This is a genomic window from Arenibacter lacus (assembly GCF_008711145.1).
GTDB lineage: Bacteria > Bacteroidota > Bacteroidia > Flavobacteriales > Flavobacteriaceae > Arenibacter > Arenibacter amylolyticus.
Genome location: NZ_VVIN01000008.1, coordinates 34,034 through 53,856, shown reverse-complemented (window position 1 = coordinate 53,856; position 19,823 = coordinate 34,034). Strand labels below are relative to the sequence as shown.

Genomic DNA, 19,823 nt, shown 5'->3' with positions numbered 1-19,823 from the left:
AGGTAATTTTTATATTTTAATTGGATCAATGTACTGCTCTAAGTAAAGATTTCCAATTATTCCTTTCTCGTTTCTCTAATAATAAACTTTTTCACCATGGGTTAAAAGCCTTCCCCAGTATCTGTTGTACGCATGTACGCTGTCCGTTTCTTGGCCCCTTGAATTGTATACGGGATTACCTTGATTTTTCCATTTGAAGATGCCGCCGTATAAATTAAGCACTTTGGTGTATCCCAATTGTCTTAATTTTTCCCCTATATGCTCGGACCGGATGCCAATGGAGCAGTAAACCACCAAAGGGGTATTTTTATGGGGAATTAAAGATTGGATATCCGTAGCGTTAAATGTCTCATATCCTATCCATAATGCCTCTGCTAGTCGGCTAACGGCATATTCTTTGCTTTCTCTGGCATCCAATAATGTGTAATGGGTGTGGAGTTTAAGTTCTTTAGTGGTAATATAAGGTACACTGTGATTGTTTAACTTTTTTAGGGTGTCTTCTATCCTTGGCTGTCCATGACTTTTAAATAGGCAAAGAAAGAGCGTAGCAAAGGGTAATAGATTTTTCACGTGGTAAGGTGGGGTTAAAAACCAAATATACTATTTACTGTGATCAATAATAGGCCGGTGCGGTCTTGTGATGGACTTCTCTTTATAGATGGGAGGCTAGTGGTTGGACTTAAAGTTTGTTCTTTTAGACCGGTTAAAATTTCACTTATTCCCGTAAATTAGCGTTGCTAAAGGGGGCAAATAAAAAAAAAAGCCCTTGAAAAATCAAGGGCTTTCGAGGTGGTGCCTCCAGGAATCGAACCAGGGACACATGGATTTTCAGTCCATTGCTCTACCAACTGAGCTAAGGCACCATAACGTCTGTAAGCGGGTGCAAATATAAATTCAATTTTAAGATATACAAACAAAAATGAAGAAAAAGCTCGTAGTTTTTTTACAAATAGTGATATTTGCGATATGAACTTAATTATCGATGCGGGGAATACCCTAGCAAAAATGGCGGTTTTCAAGGGTCGGGACATAATTAGTAGCCGTAAGGTGCCCCTGAAAGATTTTGCTGAGAATGTGAAAATAATTTTTTCTGAATTCAGCAGTATAGAATATACCATGCTTTCTACAGTAGGGGCATTGAGTGATGCTGAAATAAATATGGTGGCTGTTTTTTGTCGGGTCCACATTCTGAGTCATACTACCAAAGCACCTTTTAAAAATTCCTATGCCACGCCCCAAAGCTTGGGTGTAGATCGCATTGCCTTGGCAACGGCGGCCTTTTATCACAATCCCCATGGTAATACCTTGGTGATAGATGCAGGAAGCTGCATTACTTATGATATTATTAACGATTATGGGGAGTATTTAGGAGGGGCAATCTCTCCTGGGGTAACCATGCGGTATAGGGCACTGAATAATCAGACGGCCAAATTACCGCTTTTGGAAAAAGCCCCTATCAACGACTTCATCGGGAATACCACGGAAACCAGTATTCACAGTGGAGTGGTCAATGGAGTTTGTAACGAAATAGATGGCGTAATTTCACAATATCAAAGTAGATTTGCAGATTTAACAGTTATTTTAACAGGGGGGGATGCGCAATTTTTGTCAAAACGATTAAAAAATACCATATTTGCGCATTCTGATTTTCTCCTTCTGGGGTTAAATCATTTGCTGGAATACAACAAACGCTAGATGATCAAAAATTTTATAATTGCAATTTTATGCGTAACTTCGGTTAGCATATATGCCCAAAACAGTACAGTGTCCCCATATTCATATTTTGGTATTGGGGATTTTAGGGCAACCAATTCGGTAGAGAATAAAATGATGGGCGGTTTAAGTGTCTATGGAGATAGTATTCATATCAATTTAAATAACCCTGCCGCCTACGGAAAATTGGGCCTAACAACCTATACGGCGGGCCTATCACGAAACGAATATAATTTTAAGACCAACACCTCCAATGAGAGTGCCTCAGTTTCCAATTTGGATTACCTGTCCTTAGGTTTTAGGCTGGGTAAAGGATTGGGAATGGGTTTTGGTATTATGCCCTATACCTCGGTAGGTTATAATTTTCAATCAGAGCGTACCCCTGCCGGTCAGGGAACGGTTAGGGAATCATTCTCTGGTTCTGGAGGGGTTAATCGCGTTTACCTATCTGTGGGGTACGAGATGATAAAGAATTTGAGTGTAGGGGTGACTTCCAATTTTAATTTTGGAAATCAGGAAATCAATACTATACAAACAACCGAAGGGGTGCAGTTGGGTTCCTTTAATAGGGTGTCTTCAAGAATTAATGGATTCGATTTTAATTTTGGTCTCAATTATACTCCTAAGATAGATGGGAAGCATACGCTGTTTTCCAGTGTTATAGTAAATACGCAGGCAAATCTAGTTTCTAGGAATACCCGCACCATTGGCTCATTCTCCACCGCAAACGGTATGGATGTAGAGGTGATAGCGGTAGATTTAGAGGCTAAGGGGCTGGCGAGAACAGGGGTTCAAATTCCTACCACCACCACCTTGGGGTTGGGATATGGCCTAGATAGAAAGTGGTTTCTAGGGGCCGAGTATAGCTTTCAAGAGTTGAGTACTTTTGAGAATGAGTTGTCGCCTGCGAGTAATTTAGAATATCAGAATGCTAATACCATTAGGTTTGGAGGGTATTATATCCCCGAGTATAATTCCTTTTCTAGTTATCTAAAACGTGTTACCTATAGGGCTGGTGCCAGTATAACTACCTCAGGGATTGTGGTAGATAATAAAGAGATTAATGATTTTGGCATAACTTTTGGACTTGGTTTGCCACTAGGACAAGGAAGAGAATTTTCTAACGTGAATATTGGATTTGAACTAGGTAGAAGAGGAACCAAATACGGAGACTTGGTAGAAGAGAACTATTTCAAGGTAAATTTAGGTCTTTCTTTAAATGATACAGGTTGGTTCTCCAAGAGGAGAATTAATTAATAAAATGCTTACTACATTAACCACTTTAAAATATACAGACTTATGAAAAAGAAACTCTACATTGCAGCGATAGCCTTAATGGGAACTGTAGGTATGGGGCATGCACAGGCACAGAATCCGGAGTGTATGACCAACTTATCCATATACACCGAGCATGTAAAGGTTAAAAATTACGACGCGGCCTATACGCCTTGGAAAATGGTGTATGAAAACTGTCCTACCCTAAACTGGGCTAACATTCTATATGGCGCCAGGATATTAAAGGATAGGATAGATAATTCTACCGGAGATGCAAAAGCCGCTAATATTAAAGAACTCTTGGAGCTTTATGATAATCGTATGAAGTATTTTGCGGCTAAGACCAGTGTCGCAGAAACCATCATTGATAAGGTGTTGCTGAAGTTTGATGAAAAAATGATTTCTAACGAGGAGATTTATTCGGAGTTGGACAAAGCCTTCAGAGAAGATCCAGCAAATTATAAGAACCCAAAAGCCCTTTATCTATATTTTTCCAGTTTGGTAGATCTTCACGCTGAAGGAAAGAGAGACATAGAGGAAGTATTTGAAAGGTATGATGCGGTTACGGAAAGGATAGAAGAGGAGAATGAAAAGTTGACTGCTTCTATTGCCAAACTATTGCCAAAAGAAGACGCAGGTACTTTAACTGCTAGAGAAAAAAGACAGTTGAGATCTTTTAATAGCTATTCCGAGAATTACGGAAAGATATCTGAAAGTATTGATAGTAAGTTGGGTGCTCTGGCAAACTGTGAGAACTTAATCCCTCTTTATAACAGGAGTTTCGATGCTAAGAAGGACGATATCACTTGGGTAAAAAGAGCAGTGGGAAGAATGTATAGCAAAGAGTGTACAGAAGATCCTTTGTTTAGAAAGTTATTTGAGGCGCAATTGGCCATGGAGCCATCTGCTAGTGCTTATATGTACGGAGGTACCCTAAAAAATAATGCAGGAGACACCAAAGGTGCTATTGCCGATTTTAACAAGGCGTTAGAGTTGGAGACAGATTCTAGAAAGAAGTCCAACATTGCCTATAGAATTGCTACTAGCTACAGAAGAAGTAGTAAGTCTACCGCTAGGAGTTACGCTCAAAAAGCAATAGATGCTAATCCGGCGAATGGAAAAGCTTATTTATTGATTGCTAGTTTGTATGCTTCTAGTGCTAATGACTGTGGGGAGACTCCATTTGAGAAAAGAGCGATCTACTGGAAAGCCGCAGAAATGGCTCGTAAGGCAGGGCGTGTAGATCCTGCGGTTAGCGGAAGCTCTGCACAGGCAGCAACAAGCTACGATGCTAAAGCTCCATCCAGAACAGATATCTTTAACTCTGGAATGGCTGGTAAGACTATATCTTTCTCCTGTTGGGTTGGAGGTAGCGTAAAGGTGCCTAGCTTATAAGATGGTATTGAGTAGAATATATAAACTAACTAGCATTGCCGTAGTCTTTTCTATGGCAATGCTTTTTTGTTCCTGTGCCGATAATTATAAAAGGGTAGGGGACGAAGCCATCAAAAAAATGTTTCCCAGCGGGATTGCGGAAGATTTTACCTTAACCTACACCGAGACTTCAGACGCGAAAAATGAGGATGGGTCGTATGGCTCTAGGGTGATAGCCGTTTTGAAAAGCCCCGTCAGCAATGATTTTGATAACTTAGACTTCCCTCATAGGACTTTTCCAGATGGATTGAAGGTAGAATTCTTTGATGAAAAAAGGATGAAAACTACAGTTACAGCAGATTATGGGATTATATATTCCCGGACAAATCTCATAGATTTGCAGGGTAATGTAGTGATAGAAACCGAAGATGGTAAAAAATTAGAAACACCACAGTTGTACTGGGATAGGAAGAACGACTGGATCTTTACCCAAGAGAAATTTAAATACACCAATCCAGAGGAAGGAACCGTTATGGATGGGGAGGGGATGGATTTTAATAGGTCGTTTAGTTTCCTGCATGCCAATAGAACCTATGGGATAATGAGTATAAAAGAGAAAAAGGATGATTAAGATTTTAAGGTACACAGAGTATATTTACTTGGCCGTAGCGGTAATTTCCGTTTATGAAATTTATGCAGAGTGGAATTTGGACAGGAACCGGGCTTATCTGTTTGTGTTCTTTGCAGTAGTTTCTATAGGGATGTTTATTTTTAAAAAGTCCTACAGAAAACGGTTCGAGGAACGTCAAAATAAAAATAAATAGTAGTCTTGGAGGCAACAATAATCGTTATTGTTATTTCATTACTTTTTTCCGCGTTTTTTTCGGGGATGGAGATAGCATTTGTTTCTGCGAACAAGATCCATATCGAAATTGAAAAGAAACAGGATAACTTTATGGCGAGGGTGCTTACCCTCCTTACCAAAAGACCTTCCAAGTTTATTGCTACCATGTTAATTGGTAATAATATTGCCTTGGTGGTGTACGGACTGTTTATGGGAGATCTGTTAATGGAGTTGTTTTCGGGCTGGCAGACTTCTTCCATCGGTTTTGTGAGGTTGGTTTTCACAGATTTTAGCCTGATTACCCAAACGGTTATTTCTACCTTGATCATATTGCTGACTGCAGAATTTCTGCCCAAAGTTCTTTTTCAAATCTATAGCAATACCCTGCTGCGCGTATTGGCGTTCCCCGCCTATGTGTTTTATTTGCTGTTCTCCTTAATTTCCGATTTTGTTATCTGGATATCAGACTTTATTCTAAAGGTGTTCTTTAAGACCGATGGGGATGAGGTGCAATTGGCATTCAGTAAAATGGAGTTGGGCGATTATATTACCGAGCAAATGGAGGCAGTGGAAAAGGAGGATGAAATTGACTCTGAAATTCAAATTTTTCAAAATGCTTTGGAGTTTTCGGCTGTAAAAGCAAGGGAGGTAATGGTTCCTAGGACCGAAATTGTTGCGGTAGAGCTTCATGAGACTCCTAAAAACCTAAAGAAACTCTTTGTAGAAACCGGTTTTTCTAAAATTCTGGTGTTTAAAGATACTATAGATGACGTTATTGGCTATGTGCATTCCTATGAGCTTTTTAGGAAGCCTAAGACAATAAAGAGTATTCTGATGCCGGTAGAGTTTGTTCCAGAGACCATGCTGATCAACGATATCCTGAATATTCTCACCAAAAAAAGGAAGAGTATTGCAGTGGTGTTAGATGAATATGGAGGTACCTCTGGGGTGATGACCGTAGAGGATATCGTAGAGGAACTGTTTGGCGAAATAGAGGACGAGCACGATTCTACGGATCTTCACGAGGAAGCATTGGATGGGAGTACTTTTAAGTTTTCCGGAAGGTTAGAGGTAGATTATGTTAACGAGCAGTATAAGCTAGATCTTCCAGAAAATGACGAGTACGAAACCCTGGGCGGATTAATCATGAACGAAACGGGGGAGATCCCAGATCAAGATTCTGAAATTAGAATCCAAAATTTCCTTTTTACCGTATTGGAAGTGTCCAGTAATAAAATAGATCTTGTTTTGTTAAAAGTTTTAGAAAAAGATTGATTATTCCACTAATTTTTGGTGTTTTTTAGTTTTTATTATTTCAAAAGAAAGTAGTAGTTTTGCGACCCTATAGGTATAGGCTTAATTTTAAATAGATTACATAATGGCAGTATTAGAGAATATAAGGAAACGGACAACCGTGTTAATTTTGATCATAGGTCTGGCCTTGTTCGCATTTGTTATTTCGGGAGTTCTCAGCAGTGATGAGCTGGGTGGCGGAGCTAAGGTAGGGTCTTCCGTTGCCGAAGTAAATGGGGATAAAATTTCCATTGATCAATTTAGACGGAACGTGGAAGCATATTCTAGAATGGTGGGGCCATCGGCCTCGTCCATGCAATTGGTAAATCAAGTGTGGGAAAGGGAATTGAGAACTACTATCCTAAACCAGCAGTTCGAGGATTTGGGAATACAAGTGGGGCAAGATCAAATTATCAACTATATTAAAACCATTCCCTCCTATGTTCAGAATCCTGAATTTCACGATGCCAACGGTGTTTTTGATGAAAACAGGTTTAGAGCTGCCGTAGCAGATTGGAAAGAGAATAATCCAGCGCGTTATAACCTGTGGTTGCAAGATGAGCAAGCCATTATACAGAATGCCAAGGAGCAGTCCTATTTTAATTTGGTAAGAGCCGGAGTGGCTTCTACCCTTAAAGAGGGCGAGCTAGAGTATAAGTTGGCTAATAATAAAATAGATATTTCTTACGTAAGAGTGCCCTACGCCTCTATTCCGGATTCTACTGTGTCTGTGAGTAAAAAGGAAATTGAAGCGTATATAAAGGAGCATAAGGAAGATTTTAAACAGGAAGTGGCTAGAGATATCCAGTTTGTTTATTTTGAGGAAAAACCATCTGTGGAGGATGATGCTCAGGTGAAGGCCGAAATAACCAATCTATTGGATGACCAAGTAGTATACAATGCCCAGAAAGATGCAAACGATACCGTACCTGGATTTAGGAATGCAACGGATGTTGCTGCTTTCTTGGATCGTAACTCCGATATAAAATACGATACCATCTACAAGGCTAAAAATGAGTTGTCTGCAAAATTTGCAGATTCCCTAATGGCATTGCCAAAAGGAGCGCTTTTTGGTCCTTATTTGGATGGTGGTTATTACAAGGTGTCCAAAATGATGGATAAAAAGGCCAACGGTTCGGTAAAGGCAAGTCATATTTTGATTGCTTATGAGGGGGCGCAAAACGCAAATCCGCAAGTAACCAGGACGAAGCAGGAAGCTGAGACAAAGGCAAGAAATCTACTTAGGGAAGCCAGAAACAATAAAGAAATTTTTACCCAATTGGCCAGAGATAACTCAGACGGTCCGTCTGCGCCAAGAGGTGGTGATCTTGGATATTTCCAAGAAGGGGTGATGGTAGAGGAGTTTAACGACTTTGCTTTTAAAAACCCTGTAGGTACCGTTGGTATGGTGGAAACCGATTTTGGATTCCACGTAGTGAAGATCGATGATAAGCGCGATGTGGTTCAATTAGCTACTTTGGCAAGGGAATTGGAGCCTTCCGATGAGACTATCAATGCCCTTTTCACCGAGGCTACCAAATTTGAAATGGATGCCATTAACAGCAAGGACTTTTCTGCTACGGCTAAAGCTGGTGACTATGTAATTAGACCGGTAAATAAAATTAAGGCCATGGACGAAAACCTTCCAGGCTTGTCTGCACAGCGAGCTATCGTGCAGTGGGCTTTTAATGACGCTACCAAGTTAGGTGATGTAAAGCGTTTCGATCTAAACAATGGGTATGCCGTGGTTCAACTTACTGCAAGCTATAAGGAAGGACTTATGGCAGCAGAAGATGCTTCCATAATTGTGCTGCCTAAAATTAGAAATAAGAAAAAAGCAGCGCAGATTATCAATGCTAACAAGGGGAAATCCATGGATGCATTCGCAAGCGACAACAATGTTAATAAGGCCACGGCCTCTGCTTTAACGATGAAGTCGCCCATTATTCCAGGTGCAGGTTCTGAGGCGTATGTAGTTGGTTCTGCATTTGCATTGGAGCAAGGTGCTACCTCGGAGTTGTTAGAGGGTGAGACCGGCGTTTATATGGTTACTGTAACAAAGAAGGAGGAGGCTCCGGAATTGGATAATTACAGTACCTATGCCAATAACCTTCAGGCATCTGCAGCAGGAAGAGTAGATGTTTCTGTATACAACGCATTAAAAGAAGCGTCGGAGGTTGTAGATAAAAGAGCTACGTTTTACTAGTAGTTTCTAAACACGATAATAAAAAGGCGGATCTTTTAAAGATCCGCCTTTTTTTATGCCTTATAAGCTAATGGTGGAGGTTGTTATTATGTGGGGGAAGTGTGCTGGATTGCCGTAAAATCCATGCCTGAGAGCTTATTTCTGGGGCTCAATTAGTGTTGCAATCAGATTTTATTACTTAACCATTTTAGCATATGGAATCACCGTGTTGTATCCCTTGTCCCTAAAATAATGTACCGTGCTTTTATTGCCTACCGCCAATATAAAATCGCCTCCCCAAGCCCCTAAGCTCTTTATAGCTCCTTTAAAATCTGGGAATAGTTGTTCTTTCACTGTAGGGATACCTAGAATTTCACTCATGATAGCCTCGTGTTTGGTGATCAGCTTCTCTAGCTGTCTGCGGTTGGTGCTGGTAACAATACGTTGGGTAATGCTATTTATTTTTGGGAGTTCTGCGTAAAGGTCTAGATTCTTGGACCGGTAGGCAGCAATTCCATCCCGACTATTTTGTTTTTTGTTTAAATGGATAAAGTATAGGTCGTTTTTGTAGGAGGGATTAAAGGCGACTTCTTTTACAATTGGCTTTCCCTCTTTTAATTGATAGGTGATAGGGCTATTGTGCTGGGCGCAGGCAATATCATACCCGCTTCCAGAGAAGGCATCCCACAGTAGGGTATAGGCGTCTACCTGGGCCCATTGAGCAATATTATTGATCAATGTGGAAGAAGAGCCCAATCCCCAGTCCCTTGGAAAGTTTAATGAGGTGGTAATTTCAAATCCGGCCTCCCCTTCCAAAAAGTGTGGATTCAATTTTTGAGCTGCTGCCAAAATAGTATATAAGGTGTTGGAGACGCCTTCCGTTTGTAGAGGGTCAATAGCAATCCCCTCTTCCAAAGATTTTGGGGGTAAAAGCTGGCCTTCCGGGCCCAGGTGGTAGATTTCCTGAAACCATACCTTTCCCTTTTCATCAAGACTTTGCCAAATAAGCTGTTTGGTGCTTGCGGGTTTTACGGTTAGGGATTGTCCGTAAACCGTGGGTACGGCTAAACTTAAGGCGCCGTCTAGCACCAGGTACTCACCGGTTATAAGTAGTTTTCCGTTGCTGTAAAAGGAAGTGCTCATGCTTGGTTTCTTAGATTCTCAAAGGCACTTACCACCGCACTGTGAGAGGCGGTGTGCTTTTTGAAATATTTGATCAGGGTTTTCTTTTCAGATTCCGTTGCTCCCAGCTGATTGAGGATGTTTAGTAGATGCATTTTCATATGCCCCTGCTGAATGCCTGTGGTAACTAGAGAGCGTAGGGCGCCAAAATTCTGAGCCAGTCCGGCTGCGGCCACTATCTGCATTAGTTCCTTGGCATTGGGATTTTGAAGGATTTCAAGTGCCATGCGTACCATGGGATGAAGACTTGTTAAGCCGCCAACTGTACCTAAGGCTAGCGGAATTTCTATCCAAAATTTGAAAATATCATTTTCAATACTGGCATGGGTCAGGCTGGTGTACTGTCCGTCTTTGGCAGCATAAGCATGTGCCCCTGCTTCAATGGCCCTAAAATCGTTCCCAGTGGCCAAGACCACCGCATCTACCCCGTTCATAATTCCTTTGTTATGGGTAACCGCCCTATAGGGCTCCGCTTTTGCAATGGCTACTGCTCTCACCATTTTCTGGGCAAATTCCATGGGAGAGATTCCCTTGTCTTCGTTTAATTCTGCAACCGGGCAACTTACCTCTGCCCTCACCAAACAATTGGGAATATTGTTGGAGAGGATGCTCATCACAATTTCGATATTCCTTTCCTCCTTCGTAAAGTCAGCATACTCCGATGCCTCCTTTTTTAGGGTGTCGGCAAAGTTTTCTAAGCAGGAGTTGATGAAATTGGCCCCCATGGCGTCTAGCGTCTCAAAAGTACAGTGCAGTTGATGGTAGTGGTTGAGTTCCGCAGTTTTATCCCTTAGCTCAATTTTGTTGATGCCTCCGCCGCGTTTCTCCATGTTTTTGATAATGGGAGCTACATTGGAAATTAATTTGGGGTGTACCTCTTTAAAGAACTGCTGTAGTTTCTTGGTATCCCCATGGTACATAAAGTGCACCTGACCTACTTTTTCGGTTCCGATGATGCTGGTCTTAAATCCGCCTCTATGCTGCCAAAACTTTGCGGCCTTACTAGCGGCAGCAACCACAGAGCTTTCCTCAATGGCCATTGGGATGGCGTAAAGTCTATTGTTTATGAGGAAGTTGGGAGCAATTCCCAACGGGAGATAAAAATTTGTGATGGTGTTTTCTATAAACTCATCGTGTAATTGCTGAAGTTTTTGGTCAGTGCTCCAATACTGCTTCAGTATAGCAATGGTTTCTTCACTGTTGTGGGTATAGGTATTCGCTATCCACTCAATTTTTTCGTCCTTGGACAGTTTGGAAAAACCCTCTATCGGTTTAATCATAATTGCATTAATTTCATCGTGCAAAGATAGTAATTACGAGAACAAGGAATAATGAGGATGAAAAGTGTATTTTTGCATGGTTTCAACACGTTAATATTAGTCGAAAACAGCCTTTTTTGTGAAATTTTTAGTATTCTTGACACTTTTAAGCAAACTGATAAAATATGCAGGAGTCTTAAATGTCTTTTGCAATCATAACTTTATACATAATTATTGAATCTTGTGGGAAAAACATCTTTTTTAGTACTGATTTTCATCTTCACTTCCTTTTCTGCGCTACTAGCCCAAAATAATAAAATTACCCTCGAAGAAATCTATAGTGGTACCTTCAGTACCAAGGGGATGGATAAATTGCGATCCCTACAAAATGGAGAGCAATACACCATTTTAAACCTAGATAGGGCGAATAGGGAGTCTTCCATAGACAAATACGATTATAAAACCCTGGAGAAATCCGAAACCTTGCTTCGCTCTTCTGCATCCAAAGGCATCCCTTTCTTTACTTCCTATGAGTTTAGTAAGGACGAAACCAAAGTGCTGTTGGCAACGGAAATTACCCCTATTTTTAGAAGGTCTACCTTGGGGCTGTACTACGTTTACGACATGGAGACCCAAAAAACCATCAAGGTTTCTGAGGATAAAATTCAAGAACCTTCCCTTTCCCCAGACGGGACCCAGGTGGCCTACGTACGAGATAATAATATTTATATTTTTAATATCGCGGAAAACACCACCGTACAAATTACCGAGGATGGTGAAAAGAATAAGATTATAAATGGGGTTACAGATTGGGTCTACGAAGAGGAGTTTGCATTTGTTAGGGCTTTCGAGTGGAATTCCGATGGGAGCAAATTGGCTTTTATTAGGTTTGATGAATCCTTAGTTCCAGAATTCTCAATGGATGTATATGGCAGTGACCTTTACCAGACCCAGACCGTATTTAAATATCCAAAAGCAGGAGAAGAGAATGCCGTAGTTTCCCTTCGTATGTTGGATGTGAACTCGGGTAGTATCACGGAGATAGATCTAAACGATCCCTACTATATTCCAAGAATAAAATGGATGAACCATCCTAATTTTCTAAGTGTACAAACCTTGAATAGGCATCAGAATAATTTAAAGTTGGTGCAGGTAAATGCCACTAGTGGGACAACCAAAACCCTGTTGGAGGAGACAGACGAAGCCTATTTGGACGTAACCGACAACCTAACTTTTCTGAAGGATGATAGCTTTATCTGGACAAGTGAGCAAGATGGGTACAACCATATTTATCTATACGACTCCAGTGGGAAATTAAAATCTCAAGTGACTAATGGGCCCTGGGAAGTAACCAGGTATTATGGGTACGATTCCAAGTCGGGCCGTATCTTTTATCAGTCCACCGAAAACGGTTCCATCAATAGGGATGTGTACAGTATTCGCAGCAATGGAAAGGGGAAAAAACGTCTCACTGCTGCCCTGGGAAGGAATTCGGCCGACTTCAGTGCGGATTTCACCTATTTCATCAATTCCTATTCCAGTGCAACTACTCCCCCCACCTTTACCTTGCACCAAGCGTCCACTGGAAAAAAAATAAAGGATATCCTGGATAATAACCATTTGTTGGAGAAGCTAGCGGCCTATACCTTAAGCCCTAAGGAGTTTTCTACCATAGCAATCAACGGCAATGAGTTGAATATGTGGATGATAAAACCTGCCGATTTCGATCTCAATAAAAAATATCCATTGTTTATGACCCAATATAGCGGCCCGGGATCCCAGTCTGTTTCCAATTCTTGGATGGGGAGCAATGACTACTGGTACCAAATGCTGGCCAATGAAGGGTATATAGTGGTTTGTGTAGATGGAAGGGGCACCGGATATAAAGGCGCCCAATTTAAGAAGGTGACCTATAGGGAATTGGGAAAATACGAGGTGGAAGACCAGATTGATGCCGCGAAAAAATTGAGTGAACTGCCCTATATAGATGAAGAAAGAACCGGAATATGGGGATGGAGTTATGGCGGATTTATGTCTACCAATTGCTTGCTAAAGGGGAACGATACCTTCGAAATGGCTATTGCAGTAGCTCCAGTGACTTCTTGGAGATTTTACGATACTATTTATACGGAGCGTTTTATGCGTACCCCACAGGAGAATCCAAGTGGGTACGATGAGAACTCCCCCTTTAATTACCCTGAGCTTCTAAAAGGAAAATACCTGTTGGTTCATGGTAGTAGTGACGATAATGTGCACGTGCAGAATGCCATGCGAATGGTAGAAGCATTGGTGCAAGCCAATAAGCAGTTCGAATGGGCCATTTACCCAGACAAAAACCATGGGATATACGGAGGGAATACCCGGCTGCATCTCTATACTAAAATGACCAATTTTATTAAAGAAAATCTATAATTAACAAATCTACCTATGCAAACTTCAGTAACTCAAATGCCTCGGAAAGAACTTTTTGGCCATCCTGTTGGTCTTTTTATCCTGTTTTTCACGGAAATGTGGGAGCGGTTTTCCTACTATGGAATGCGGGGTATTTTAGTGCTCTATATTGCTGCCTCGGCTACGGCCGTAGATCCCGGATTGGGGTGGTCTAATAAGGATGCAATTTGGTTATATGGTTGGTATACTATGTTGGTCTATGTGGCTTCCATTCCCGGAGGTTGGATAGCCGATAAATTTTTAGGGCAGAAAAAAACGGTGATGTTAGGTGGATTATTGCTCTGTGCTGGTCATATTACGTTGGCTATCCCACAAGACTGGGCCTTTTTCACCGGTCTTATCCTTATTATTTTGGGTGTAGGAGGTCTAAAGCCTAATATTTCCACTATGGTGGGCGGTTTGTACAAAGAAGGAGACATAAGAAGGGATAGCGGATTTACCATTTTCTATATTGGTATTAATATCGGAGCCTTCTTAGCTAGTATCTCCGTTGGATTGGTAGCCTTCTATTACGGTTGGCACTATGGTTTTGGATTGGCCGGAATAGGGATGTTAATAGGACAGTCCGTATTCATCTGGGGACAGAAGTATTTAAAAGGAGTAGGAGAATTTAGTGGAGGGAAAAATGTTTCCGAAGAAGAGAGACAAGCCGCTAAACGCCCCTTGAATAAAGTTGAAAAGGATAGGGTACTAGTGTTGCTAATCTCCTTCTTGATAGTAATTGTTTTCTGGGGAGCCTTTGAGCAAGCCGGTGGTTTAATGAACCTTTACGCAGATGCCAAAGTAGATAGACATATTGGATTAAGTTGGTTAGAGGAAATCCCTGCTGCTGTTTTCCAATCGCTAAATGCGGGATATATTATCATTTTTGGAACCATGGTAGGCGGATTCTGGATCTGGTGGAAGAAAAAAGGCAGAGAGTCGTCTTCCTTGTTTAAAATGGCCATCGGTACCATGATTATGGGACTTGGGTATGTCTTTATGATGTTTGCCTCCAAGGAAGCTAGTTCCGAAGTCTTTGGAAAGGCAGCCATGGTATGGATCTTCCTGGCGTACTTGTTTCATACCTTGGGAGAACTTTGTACTTCCCCGGTTTCACTTTCCTTTATTACCAAGCTGGCTCCAATTAAATACGCCTCCATTATGATGGGAGTTTATTTTGCCGCCACAGGATTTGGAAACAAACTGGCCGGAAGCATTGGGGAGTCTTCCCAGTTGCATCCTTATCAGGGGGAAATGATGGTAGATAAAGAAGGCATCCTGCCTTTTATCTCCAAAGATTCCATGGAAATAAAAACCCTGGATAAAGGGATCGTCAAGATTTACGATTTCCCTATAAATGAGGATAAAAACTTCAATATTAAAAGTGAGGTCTTTATAGACAATGGTTCGGTAGTTTTCCAAGAAATGGGAACCGGAAAGTTGCTTAACAGCTTGTTCGAGATAAACGATACAGGAAAAAGCACCCAATCTAGATTAATAGAAACCTTAAAGGAGAACAACGCGGTGGCCGGTAATCCTTATCATGCCAATCTGGTGTTCGAGAAAGATAGTGATGCTGCCAAGATTATAGAGAACAAAGGAGACGGTAATAATTACCAAGTGTCCTTTGTATTGGAGGAAGAGCAAAGCGAACAGGAGTTCAGTACGTTTATGTGGCTCACCATTTTCACCGTGAGTTTTGGATTGCTTCTTATTGTGTTCTTGAAGAAATTGAAAAAACTTACCCATGGGGCAGAGGATCATGAGTATGATGTTAAGGATAATGAGCCTTATGAACTCGGGGATCCAGATATCAAGAAAGGGAATTAAACCGTAGACAAGGAAGCTTAATAAATACATATTTTATGAATACCGATATTGAAAAATTATTTAAGGATAATGTTATAGGTCATCCGGCCGGACTTTTTGTTTTGTTTTTTACTGAGATGTGGGAGCGATTTTCCTTTTATGGAATGCGAATCTTGCTGGTGTTGTTCTTAACTGCGCCAATGATCAGTGATAACCCAGGATGGGAATGGCCAAGGGAACATGCATTATCCTTAATTGGGACCTATGCCTCCCTACTTTACCTAACTCCAATTATAGGGGGCTATATAGCAGATAGATTTACGGGCTATAAATGGGCAGTAATCATAGGGTGTTTTATAATGACGCTTGGCCATGCTTCCATGGCTGTAGAAACTCCATTTGCCCTGTATTTAGGTCTGGCATTCTTGGTAATAGGAACCGGGTTTTTTAAACCAAATATTACCTCCATGATTTCCGAAATGTACAAAGGAAAGGAGTCTAAAAAAGATGGAGCCTATACTATCTTTTATATGGGGGTGAATGCAGGTGCCTTTTTCGGAATGATGCTCTGTGGGTATCTGGCAGAAAATCTTGGTTGGAGTTACGGATTTGGCCTGGCCGGTATCTTTATGTTTCTAGGGATGTTGCAGTTCTGGTTGGCTAAGGATTTATTCGGGAAGATAGGGGAAAAACCGAGTGTAGTTAAAGAAGCGAAATTGCAGCAAGATTTATTGGATGAGGCCAATGCGGGAGGAGAAAAGAAAGAGGAAGAAGAAAAGCCCAACCCGTTTACAACATTGGATATGGTACTGATTGTGCTATCCTCCCTAGGTGGATTGCTGTACTTGTTTAACGACCCTATGTCCAAAGTGGGTGACATCAATATTTTAGATTTTAAAGTAGGTGCCTTAGACGGATCCAATTTTACGGTGCTATTGGCCCTAGCTATGTTTTTATACCTAATTGTCAGCAGGATCTCTAGATATTCCAAGATAGTACGCGACCGAATTATTGCGGTATCCATTTTCGGGATTTTTACCGTCTTCTTCTTTGCGGCCTTTGAGCAATCTTTGGGATCCATGACTATTTTTGCAAGGGATTATACCGCTAGGGAATTAGCGGGGAATTCGGCCTTGGTATTTAAGATCATAGATCTGATCCTTACCGTGGGTCCCTTGGCGGTGATTACTTGGGTACTGTATTTATTGTTTAAAAAGACCTATTCCAAGATCCCTTACTCTAATATTATATTGGCGCTAGCATTTATTTTCCTGTGGGGTATCGTAATCTGGAAAATAGACAGGGAGTTTAGTCAGGATACTACAGAGGTAGGTGCCTCATGGTTTGGGATATTAAACTCTTTCTTCATTATTAGTTTGGCACCGTTCTTTTCCAAATGGTGGGAGAGTAAATACAACCCTAGTGCCGCTATGAAGTATGGTTTGGGATTAATTCTATTAGGGGTAGGGTTTGGTATTTTGGCGTTCGGTACCGTTGGGATACCATCAGGGGCACAAACCGCTTCGGTAAGTATGATGTTCTTAATCTTGGCTTATTTATTCCACACCATGGGAGAACTCTGTTTATCACCTGTTGGTTTATCTTATTTAAGTAAGTTAGTGCCAGGCAGAATGATCGGGTTTATGTTTGGAATCTGGTACCTAGCCATCGCTATCGGTCAGAAAGCCGCAGGGACTATGGGGGGAATGATCGATAAAATTTCGGAGGAATACTCCTTGGGGACCTTCTTTTTAATTTTTGCTTTGGTGCCAGCAGCCGTAGGATTTGTTTCCATTGTGCTGAACCCGTTGTTGAAAAAAATGATGCACGGAGTGCGATAAAATTCAAGGTTTATTAAAAATATAGGCTCCCTTTTCACCAGTATAGTGGAAAGGGAGTTTTCTTTTTTGGCAGGTGGCTTTCCAACGTGCTATATAGCTGTGGTAATTACTGCCGTCTGCTAATATTAGTTTGGGCTGCACCGAATCTAAGAGCCGTTCTAAGTTTATTTTTGGGGATTGGGTTAGTAAAAGGGTAGTGGCTTTTAGGTAATGGGAGGGAAGCTTACTAAAGGTGCTGTCTATCACTATCAAACTTTCTTTCCCTATCTTAAAGCTGTTCTTTATGGGCCGATGTTCTATTTGACGAAGGTGTTGGGCAATAGAGTAATCCGTAACCATCCTATTGGCCTTAGACCAATTGTTGGTGTATACCATAGCCTTCTGCCCCGTTTGATGCAATAAAGTAGTGTTGTTGCCAGTATGCCCTAAGACCAAAAGTTCTTTTTGGTAGATGTGCTGAGTTTTCCCAATTACCCAAAGTTGAAAACAAATGATGCTGCAAAGGAAAAGAGCGGTTCTTTTAAAAGTGACTTTTTCCAGCATCCATACTAGGGTGATAAGGATGGTGTAACCCAAGAGTAATTGAATGGCATCAAAGGATATGTTTCTAAAAATAAAACGCTCTTGTTGTGCTACCCATGCAATAGTAGTGTTCATCCAGCCTATAATATTATTGTAAAGAACAACTAGTACATGGGGAAGGCTGTTGGTCAATGCTAAGGTGATCACAACGATTCCTATGCCTAAAATCAATGCCAAGAAAGGAAGGATCAACAGGCTAGAGAGAAAGAACAAGCCGGGGAATTGATGAAAGTAATATAGACCGAGGGGAAGTACGCCCAGTTGTGCGGCTACACTTACTGCAAGCAATTCCCAGCCCCTTTTTAGGACCCAATTTTTGGGTATCCATAATTTTTGGAGAAGGGGGTAGATCCAGATAATGGCAAAAACGGCGGCATAGCTTAACTGAAAACCTACTTGGAACAATAGTAGGGGGTTTATTAGGAGTAGGATGAAAAAAAAGGAGAGGGCTAGGATGTTAAAATGATTGGTTGGCCTATTCAAGTATAGGGCATAGGCAACAAAGCTGAACATGGTAACGGCACGGAGAATAGAAGGAGACATGCCTGCCAAAAATGCAAATGCCCAAAGTAAGAGTACAATGCTTACCATCTTTACGACCCTTCCGTTGGGTAGGAATTCCAAGGGTGCTAATAAAAAGTGCAATAACCCTAATAATATCCCTATGTGTAAGCCAGAAAGAGCCAAGATGTGAAAGGCCCCTGCATCCTTATAATCGGTGTTGGTGGCCTCGGTTACTTCGTTCCGCTCCCCCAATAATAGGGCTTGGATAATTCCTAGCTCCGCGGTCCCGAAAGCTTCTTTTCTTAATTGGGAGGTGATGTGGTTCCGTGTCCGCGCTGCCAGTCCCCAAAGGGTTTCCGTTGGATGTTCTTTTAAAATATAGCGCTCTTTAGACAGGCGAATTTGGTGATGTACTCCCAGTCCTTCCAAATAGCTTCCATAATCAAATTGGTAGGGGTTTAACGGCCGCGGAACAGCTTGGAGGGTAGTGTGGGTGATAAGTTCATCATCTACTCTTAGCGCTGCTGTAGCAGGGTTTTTATTAATCTGCACTAATACCTTTCCCTTTAGCTTTTTGCCATCCATATACTGTAATTGGGCAATATAGCGTTGGGAAAAAGCATTCTCTTTTAAGACCTCTTGGATTTTTAGCGTGTAGGTGCGGGATTGGGCTATCCCAAAATGGGAATAGTGGTGGGGGTTATTTTGAATGGTTGCCAAGCTAACACTTAGCATCCCAATCATTGCGGTTAGTAAGGCCACAAGAATTCCAAAGTGCAATCGCTTTTTTTGAACAAAGAAATGCTCCCATCCCAATAGTAGTAAGAGGGTTAGGCAGCCAATCATCGCAATTTTTGGGGATAGATTAATGTAATCTCCCAAAAGGATTCCCAGCGCCAAACACAGGCAAAGTTTTATGGCTGTGAACCTTAGTAGTTGCATATTAAAGGATCCTGGTTGCCTTTACAAAGGCAGAATTCCAATACCCTTCCCGCAACGAGGAAACTATAACACCCCTAGAGGTTGTAGAATGAATAAATTTTATGTCATTTCCGTCTACCGATACCACTAAACCTACATGGTTTATGTTTTTCTTCCGGTTGGAAGTGCCAAAGAATAGTAAATCTCCTTCCGCTACCTCCTTTAAACTAATTTCCTCCCCTTCTTTTGCTATCTCGTAAGAGGCACGTGGAATATCTATATTGTGCTCCCCAAAAGATACGTAGAGTAGGCCAGAACAGTCCATTCCCTTAGAAGTGGTGCCTCCAAACTTATAGCGCGTTCCGGAAAAGGTAAGAGCTGTGCCAATGATATCCCTAGATTTGTTGGGAGTGGTTACCGACTTAGCTTCAACCACTTTGGCTTCTTCCTTGGTGGGTGCAACAGACACTTCGGAGGGGGAAACGCTGATCGTTCTCTGGGCAGTATCCACATTTCTTTTCTTGGACGCTCCGCAGCCGATTACTAAAAACACCCCTACTAAAGAAAGAAATTTTCTGATCATTATATTGAAAAGTAAGTGGACCTAT

General features: G+C 41.4%; 15 protein-coding genes and 1 tRNA gene. 10 read left to right on the top strand and 6 right to left on the bottom strand.

The window, feature by feature from the left end; all coding sequences use genetic code 11:
• Positions 1–75 precede the first annotated feature (75 nt).
• Both F1E73_RS04690 and F1E73_RS04685 read right to left on the bottom strand, forming a co-directional pair.
• On the bottom strand, positions 76–570 hold the full coding sequence (locus F1E73_RS04690) for a rhodanese-like domain-containing protein (RefSeq protein ID WP_223883355.1): 495 nt from the start codon (positions 568–570) through the stop codon (positions 76–78).
• Between the two features lie 220 nt (positions 571–790).
• A tRNA-Phe gene (locus tag F1E73_RS04685) sits at positions 791–863 on the bottom strand.
• 103 nt (positions 864–966) lie between these two features.
• Between F1E73_RS04685 and F1E73_RS04680 the strand changes: the two genes are divergently transcribed.
• The 7 genes from F1E73_RS04680 (at position 967) to F1E73_RS04650 (ending at position 8,705) form a co-directional block, all read left to right on the top strand.
• A complete protein-coding gene (locus F1E73_RS04680; RefSeq protein WP_086475936.1) occupies positions 967–1,695 on the top strand; it encodes a type III pantothenate kinase in 729 nt (242 codons plus the stop codon).
• A 69-nt stretch (positions 1,696–1,764) separates the two neighbouring features.
• Positions 1,765–2,970, top strand: a complete 1,206-nt coding sequence (locus tag F1E73_RS04675; protein ID WP_317045156.1) for a hypothetical protein — start codon at positions 1,765–1,767, stop codon at positions 2,968–2,970.
• A gap of 42 nt (positions 2,971–3,012) precedes the next feature.
• The gene (locus tag F1E73_RS04670) at positions 3,013–4,383 is read left to right on the top strand and encodes a tetratricopeptide repeat protein (protein ID WP_086475938.1); all 1,371 of its coding nucleotides are present in this window, start codon (positions 3,013–3,015) and stop codon (positions 4,381–4,383) included.
• Between the two features lies 1 nt (position 4,384).
• Positions 4,385–4,993 carry an LPS export ABC transporter periplasmic protein LptC gene (gene lptC / locus F1E73_RS04665; RefSeq protein WP_086475939.1) on the top strand — a complete coding sequence of 203 codons (609 nt, stop codon included), beginning with the start codon at positions 4,385–4,387 and terminating at the stop codon, positions 4,991–4,993.
• Positions 4,986–5,186, top strand: a complete 201-nt coding sequence (locus tag F1E73_RS04660) for a hypothetical protein (RefSeq protein ID WP_086475940.1) — start codon at positions 4,986–4,988, stop codon at positions 5,184–5,186. The genes lptC and F1E73_RS04660 overlap by 8 nt, the downstream gene beginning before the upstream one ends.
• Before the next feature lie 65 nt (positions 5,187–5,251).
• On the top strand, positions 5,252–6,481 hold the full coding sequence (locus tag F1E73_RS04655; protein ID WP_394334909.1) for a hemolysin family protein: 1,230 nt from the start codon (positions 5,252–5,254) through the stop codon (positions 6,479–6,481).
• Between the two features lie 103 nt (positions 6,482–6,584).
• The gene (locus F1E73_RS04650; protein ID WP_150451239.1) at positions 6,585–8,705 is read left to right on the top strand and encodes a peptidylprolyl isomerase; all 2,121 of its coding nucleotides are present in this window, start codon (positions 6,585–6,587) and stop codon (positions 8,703–8,705) included.
• Positions 8,706–8,879: 174 nt separating this feature from the next.
• On the opposite strand, the gene F1E73_RS04645 is transcribed toward F1E73_RS04650, so the two are convergent.
• Complete coding sequence (locus F1E73_RS04645) at positions 8,880–9,827, bottom strand: GYDIA family GHMP kinase (protein ID WP_086475943.1); 948 nt, start codon at positions 9,825–9,827, stop codon at positions 8,880–8,882.
• Positions 9,824–11,158, bottom strand: coding sequence for a hydroxymethylglutaryl-CoA reductase, degradative (locus F1E73_RS04640; RefSeq protein ID WP_317132944.1), 1,335 nt, complete (start codon positions 11,156–11,158; stop codon positions 9,824–9,826). The genes F1E73_RS04645 and F1E73_RS04640 overlap by 4 nt, the downstream gene beginning before the upstream one ends.
• A gap of 210 nt (positions 11,159–11,368) precedes the next feature.
• On the opposite strand from F1E73_RS04640, the gene F1E73_RS04635 reads away from it, so the two are divergent.
• The 3 genes from F1E73_RS04635 to F1E73_RS04625 are packed head-to-tail and all read left to right on the top strand — an operon-like array spanning position 11,369 to position 17,208.
• Positions 11,369–13,537 carry a S9 family peptidase gene (locus F1E73_RS04635; RefSeq protein WP_223883354.1) on the top strand — a complete coding sequence of 723 codons (2,169 nt, stop codon included), beginning with the start codon at positions 11,369–11,371 and terminating at the stop codon, positions 13,535–13,537.
• Positions 13,538–13,552: 15 nt separating this feature from the next.
• The gene (locus tag F1E73_RS04630; protein WP_150451237.1) at positions 13,553–15,388 is read left to right on the top strand and encodes a peptide MFS transporter; all 1,836 of its coding nucleotides are present in this window, start codon (positions 13,553–13,555) and stop codon (positions 15,386–15,388) included.
• Between the two features lie 35 nt (positions 15,389–15,423).
• Positions 15,424–17,208, top strand: a complete 1,785-nt coding sequence (locus tag F1E73_RS04625; RefSeq protein ID WP_150451236.1) for a peptide MFS transporter — start codon at positions 15,424–15,426, stop codon at positions 17,206–17,208.
• 3 nt (positions 17,209–17,211) lie between these two features.
• Here F1E73_RS04625 and F1E73_RS04620 read toward each other — a convergent pair whose 3' ends face one another.
• Positions 17,212–19,194 (bottom strand): ComEC/Rec2 family competence protein, encoded by a 1,983-nt coding sequence (locus F1E73_RS04620; RefSeq protein WP_223883353.1) that lies wholly within the window; start codon positions 19,192–19,194, stop codon positions 17,212–17,214.
• Positions 19,195–19,237: 43 nt separating this feature from the next.
• The gene (locus tag F1E73_RS04615) at positions 19,238–19,798 is read right to left on the bottom strand and encodes a C40 family peptidase (RefSeq protein ID WP_150451234.1); all 561 of its coding nucleotides are present in this window, start codon (positions 19,796–19,798) and stop codon (positions 19,238–19,240) included.
• Between the last annotated feature and the right edge of the window lie 25 nt (positions 19,799–19,823).

Excerpts from the sequence above, each read along its gene's own strand:
- F1E73_RS04680 (WP_086475936.1), top strand. The coding sequence starts at position 967 with ATGAACTTAATTATCGATGCGGGGAATACCCTAGCAAAAATGGCGGTT.
- F1E73_RS04645 (WP_086475943.1), bottom strand. The coding sequence starts at position 9,827 with ATGAGCACTTCCTTTTACAGCAACGGAAAACTACTTATAACCGGTGAG.
- F1E73_RS04630 (WP_150451237.1), top strand. The coding sequence starts at position 13,553 with ATGCAAACTTCAGTAACTCAAATGCCTCGGAAAGAACTTTTTGGCCAT.
- F1E73_RS04650 (WP_150451239.1), top strand. The coding sequence starts at position 6,585 with ATGGCAGTATTAGAGAATATAAGGAAACGGACAACCGTGTTAATTTTG.
- lptC (WP_086475939.1), top strand. The coding sequence starts at position 4,385 with ATGGTATTGAGTAGAATATATAAACTAACTAGCATTGCCGTAGTCTTT.
- F1E73_RS04625 (WP_150451236.1), top strand. The coding sequence starts at position 15,424 with ATGAATACCGATATTGAAAAATTATTTAAGGATAATGTTATAGGTCAT.
- F1E73_RS04655 (WP_394334909.1), top strand. The coding sequence starts at position 5,252 with ATGGAGATAGCATTTGTTTCTGCGAACAAGATCCATATCGAAATTGAA.
- F1E73_RS04615 (WP_150451234.1), bottom strand. The coding sequence starts at position 19,798 with ATGATCAGAAAATTTCTTTCTTTAGTAGGGGTGTTTTTAGTAATCGGC.
- F1E73_RS04660 (WP_086475940.1), top strand. The coding sequence starts at position 4,986 with ATGATTAAGATTTTAAGGTACACAGAGTATATTTACTTGGCCGTAGCG.
- F1E73_RS04670 (WP_086475938.1), top strand. The coding sequence starts at position 3,013 with ATGAAAAAGAAACTCTACATTGCAGCGATAGCCTTAATGGGAACTGTA.